The sequence below is a fragment of the Thermococcus sp. 101 C5 genome (assembly GCF_009372125.1).
GTDB lineage: Archaea > Methanobacteriota_B > Thermococci > Thermococcales > Thermococcaceae > Thermococcus_A > Thermococcus_A bergensis.
Window position 1 is genome coordinate 1 of sequence record NZ_WHIZ01000097.1, and the last position, 4,351, is coordinate 4,351.

Below are 4,351 nucleotides of genomic sequence, written 5' to 3' on the forward strand. Positions count from 1 at the left end.
CACTAAACCACCCATTAAGAAATACTAAGTCAAAATATTTAAACTTTACGCTTTTAACCATTTAGAGAACAGCCCAAAGTTCTTTAGCTTATCGCTGAACTTTTGGTCAAGCTCCTCAGCAAGCCCTAATAATGGGAAAAATGAAGGAAAGTATATAATTCCCCTGCTTTCAACGTCTCTAAAACCTGCCTCTTTCATTAGTCTTTCAAGCTCTTTGGGCGTATAAAACCTCGCATAGCGATATGCAGTTTCCACGAAAAGACTTTTTAAGCGCTTGAAGAGGAACCATAAACTTCTGCCGTTCATTGTGCCAATGATTGCTTCTCCTCCGGGCTTTAAAACACGGTAAATTTCTCCAAGAACTTTCTCGGGCTTATGTATAAACTCAAACATTGTAACACTCAAAACTAAATCAAATGTGTTGTCTTCAAAGGGCAACGAATATGCATCTGCCCTAATGAACTTAACAGTTGGGAGCTTTTTTCTTGCTATTTTCAGCATTTCTTCACTTACGTCCACCCCAACAACTTCAAACCCTCTTTTATAGAGCTCAATTGTATAATTGCCGGTTCCACATCCAAGGTCAAGGGCTTTTCCGCTTTTGGTCTTTATCATAGAGAACACTAGCCGTTTTTCCGTTTTATCCACATAACGCCCGACTTTAGTATTATACCACTCATCGTAGCGAGGAGCTATCTTATTGAAGTATTCCATCTTACACACCAGCTCCGCAGTACTTCTTAGTAACTACTTCCCATACGGTCGATGTTTGGATTTCAAGAAAAGATTAAAAATTTTAGCCGATATTTCTTATCATCTAAACTCTTTTCTCTTTCGTTCCCTGTTCCATATGTAGTCCAATAGGGGCCTTATTCTCTCCCAGACTTCCTCAATTCCCCCGTGCCCGTTTATCTGCACGTAAACTCCCTGCTTCTTGTAAAACTTAATGATAGGTTCCATGTTGTTGATATAAATGTCGTATCTTCTGGAGACTATCTCTGGTCTGTCGTCATCTCTCTGTGCAACCTCTCCCCCGCAAATGTCGCATTTTCCGGAAACTTTTGGCGGGTTGTATTTTATGTGGTATACTGCCCCACAGTTCTTGCATATCCTCCTTCCAGAGATTCTCGTTATGCTTTCCTCCTTTGAGATGAAAATGTCTATTGCGAGGTCTATCTTAATGCCGTGGTCGTAAAGGAAGTTCTCAAGAGCCAATACTTGCTCAGCTGTCCTTGGGTAGCCATCAATGATGAAGTTCTCTCTCTTTCTTCTTAATTTCGACAGTACTAGGGTGTTTATAACTGTATCAGGCAGAAGCTCTCCCTTTTCTATGTATTTCTTCATCTCCAGGCCAAGGGCGCTTCCTTTGTTTATCTCCGCCCGGATTATATCCCCAGAAGCTATGTATTCAAGGCCGTATTTCTCAACAATTCTCCTAGAATGTGTCGACTTCCCAGAACCCGGAGGACCAAAAATCAAAATGTTCATGTGATCACCAATATGGATATATATTTCCAGTACATTAAAGCATTATGGTGATGCTTCATGCCCAAACTTTCAACTGGGTTTGTTAGGGCAAGCGGCTATGCCAACAAAATTAGAAAAGTCCTCTTTGCATTAACACGCGGTAAGCTCAACCCTGAGGAGGTTATAAGGGCATCTGCCCAGCTAAACCAGTATCTGTTTGATAAATTCCAAGAGATGGGCATAAAAAAGGAAGACGTTGTAAGAATTTCGATAGAGTTTAACATCAAAGACGGAACAATAGAATGGAACTACGATACGCTGAAGATTGAGGTCTACAAGAAGGAGGAAGAAGAAAAGCTTGCTGAAGCTATGAAGGAGGTCGAAGAAAGCGAGAAAGCTTTAGAGATTGCGATAGAGGAGCTGAGCAAACTTTCGGAGAAACTGAGAGAGCTCAGTGATGAAATTGCTCAGACTGTTGAGAGACTCAAAAGAGAACATACCTCCCTAAAGCTTGAGTTCGAAAAGTAGCTACTCTTCGTATCCTTCGCTCTGGTCGCTCTTGCCCTCCATCTTTATTACGTAATCGGCTGCATTCTGCAGCGCAACACTAAATCCGGGTTCAACTCCTATAACTACGGTTTCTTTGCCTTTTCTCTTTGCCTCGTTTATTATCGGGAGGAAATCTGCATCCCTTGTGGCCGAGGCTATGATCTCTATATCGCTGTTGTATATTAGCTCCATCGCCTCAATGGCAATCCTCACGTCAGTATCTCCAGCAACTATTATGGGCTCAAATCCCTGGTTAACAACCGCCTCAATAAGTCCCTGAGGAGCGTACTGGTTTAAAACGACCTTTGCAACCCGGATTTTTCCAATCTTCTCAAGCGCCTCTTTGATATTCTCAAGCTTAATCCCAAATTCTTTTCTCAGTATGTTGGGACCGTCTATTATCAGCCCTATGCTTTTCTTGGGAGTTTCAACTTTTTCCGGCTTCTCTTTTTCTTTAGGCTCTCTTTCTTCTCTTTTCAGTATTTTGAAGAGCGCTGTTCTCATCCACCTCACCCCTTTCAAGAATAATCACATAATCGGCGGCGTGTTTTAAAGCAGCACTAAAACCGGGTTCAATTCCAATTATGGCGGTTTCTTTTCCTTTTTCTTTTGCTTTCAAAATTATCGGAAGAAACTCAGCATTTCTTGTTGCCAAAGCAATAATATCTATATTCGGATTGTATATTTCTCTCATGGCCTCGACGGCAAGTTTTACTCCCGTCTCTCCCGCAACGATTATTGGTTCAAAGCCCTGATTTGCGACAGCTTCTATAAGTCCCTGGGGAGCATACTGGTTCAAAATGACTTTTGCCACCCTGATATTCCCCAGTTCTTCCAATGCTGCAACAATGTCTTCAAGGTGGACGTTAAATTCCTTTCTTAGAATATTTGGCCCATCTATAAGGAGGGCAATCTTCTTTCCTCTTTGGATTTTTCTTCTCATTGTTGCGATACTCTTAACTCCTTCCTTTGTCATGGAGACTATTTTCTCCCAATTGCTGGGCATCGTTATCACCGCAATCAGTATGAAAACTCTACATGGAAAAGTTATGGCTTTAAAGTATAAAAAACTTAAGGAAACGGCCGGACGAAAGGATTATAAGCAATGAAAGTCTAGTAAAAAACATGAGCAGAATCCCTTTTTATCTTAGGGAAAGACTTGATGAGATAAGGCAGAGGATATTGTTTGAAACCTATGAAGCCCAAAAACTCCCAAAATGGGAACAGGTAGTCCTTACGTGGATCGCACTCTTCTCCTTCTGGATAGTGATAAGTGGGAATACACAGAGTGAGAATTTATTCATTGGGGGAATAGCAACTCTGGTAATTTCTCTTTTCATGTATGAAATGCTCACCGAAGATATAAGGCAGACGGGCCATATTGTGGAGAAGATTCTTTACATAAGTCTCTTTGTCATTCCTCAGTACCTTTTTATCATGGCATTCCGGTTAATAGAGAGCAACTTCAAAGTAGCAAAACATGCCATATTAATGGACATAAATCCGGGGATAATAAAGATCAAGACCGACCTGCATTCAGATACTGGAATAACGATTTTAGCAAACTCTATAACCCTCACCCCCGGGACTTTAACCCTTGACGTCGACAAAAAACTCGGGGAAGCCTATCTTTACGTGCACTGGATAGATGTTGAAACGCTCAATAGAGAGATTGCAGGCGAGAAAATCAAGGGGGATATTGAGTCATGGTTGAAGAAAATCTTCTGGTAAGCCCTTTTGGATGGGGTGCGATAATACTCGTAGCTACATCCTTGGTGTTGTCATATCGAGTATTGTTCGGCCCAACGTTAGCCGACAGGATAGTCGGCATTAATACTGTAACAACAAAGACCGTTGTTATATTAGCAATCTTCGGATTCATAGCAGAGGAGTACTTTTTCCTTGACCTCGCGATCGTCCTTCTTATGGTCAATGCTGTTGGAGGGCTTATACTTGCCAAGTATATGGAGGGAAGAAAGTGATAGAGTATTTCTTCCTTCTCCTTGGAGAATCCATAATGATATTCGGAACTCTTGGGATACTCCGCTTTCCTGATGTGTATACCCGTCTTCATGCAGCAACAAAGTGTGATACTGGTGGGGCTATGAGCATTCTCATAGCTTTGGCAATTGCTTCACAGGCTCCTCTGCTGATTAAACTGAAATTTCTCGTGCTGGCATTTTTAATAGCCCTGATAAACCCCATGGTCTCCCATGCAATAGCCAGGGGCTGTTCTTTAAATGGTTAAAAGCGTAAATTTTAAATATTTTGACTTAGTATTTTTTAATGGGTGGTTTAGTGTGCCTAAGGCGACCTTTGTTATTAGTGAGGAAAC

At 41.4% G+C, this 4,351-nt stretch carries 8 protein-coding genes; 4 read left to right on the plus strand and 4 right to left on the minus strand.

What is annotated here, in order from left to right:
• Positions 1–45 precede the first annotated feature (45 nt).
• Entirely contained in the window at positions 46–714 is a 669-nt protein-coding gene (locus GBV73_RS10565; RefSeq protein ID WP_152881225.1) for a class I SAM-dependent methyltransferase, read from the minus strand.
• Between the two features lie 99 nt (positions 715–813).
• Positions 814–1,488 carry an adenylate kinase gene (locus tag GBV73_RS10570; protein WP_042699358.1) on the minus strand — a complete coding sequence of 225 codons (675 nt, stop codon included), beginning with the start codon at positions 1,486–1,488 and terminating at the stop codon, positions 814–816.
• A 57-nt stretch (positions 1,489–1,545) separates the two neighbouring features.
• Between GBV73_RS10570 and GBV73_RS10575 the strand changes: the two genes are divergently transcribed.
• Entirely contained in the window at positions 1,546–1,995 is a 450-nt protein-coding gene (locus GBV73_RS10575) for a DUF2258 domain-containing protein (RefSeq protein WP_152881227.1), read from the plus strand.
• Here the strand turns inward: GBV73_RS10575 and GBV73_RS10580 are convergent, their stop codons facing one another.
• A complete protein-coding gene (locus tag GBV73_RS10580; RefSeq protein WP_152881229.1) occupies positions 1,996–2,520 on the minus strand; it encodes a TIGR00288 family NYN domain-containing protein in 525 nt (174 codons plus the stop codon).
• Positions 2,471–3,022: a TIGR00288 family NYN domain-containing protein gene (locus GBV73_RS10585; protein ID WP_152881231.1), complete on the minus strand. Its 552-nt coding sequence runs from the start codon at positions 3,020–3,022 to the stop codon at positions 2,471–2,473. Before GBV73_RS10585 ends, GBV73_RS10580 begins: the two co-directional genes overlap by 50 nt.
• Before the next feature lie 119 nt (positions 3,023–3,141).
• Here GBV73_RS10585 and GBV73_RS10590 point away from each other — a divergent pair, with 119 nt between their 5' ends.
• From GBV73_RS10590 to mnhG, 3 genes are read left to right on the plus strand one after another with little or no spacing between them, the layout of a single operon-like run.
• Positions 3,142–3,747: a Na+/H+ antiporter subunit E gene (locus GBV73_RS10590; protein ID WP_152881233.1), complete on the plus strand. Its 606-nt coding sequence runs from the start codon at positions 3,142–3,144 to the stop codon at positions 3,745–3,747.
• The gene (locus tag GBV73_RS10595) at positions 3,723–3,998 is read left to right on the plus strand and encodes a monovalent cation/H+ antiporter complex subunit F (protein WP_152881235.1); all 276 of its coding nucleotides are present in this window, start codon (positions 3,723–3,725) and stop codon (positions 3,996–3,998) included. Before GBV73_RS10590 ends, GBV73_RS10595 begins: the two co-directional genes overlap by 25 nt.
• Positions 3,995–4,264, plus strand: a complete 270-nt coding sequence (gene mnhG, locus GBV73_RS10600; RefSeq protein ID WP_371717095.1) for a monovalent cation/H(+) antiporter subunit G — start codon at positions 3,995–3,997, stop codon at positions 4,262–4,264. Before GBV73_RS10595 ends, mnhG begins: the two co-directional genes overlap by 4 nt.
• Positions 4,265–4,351 lie beyond the last annotated feature (87 nt).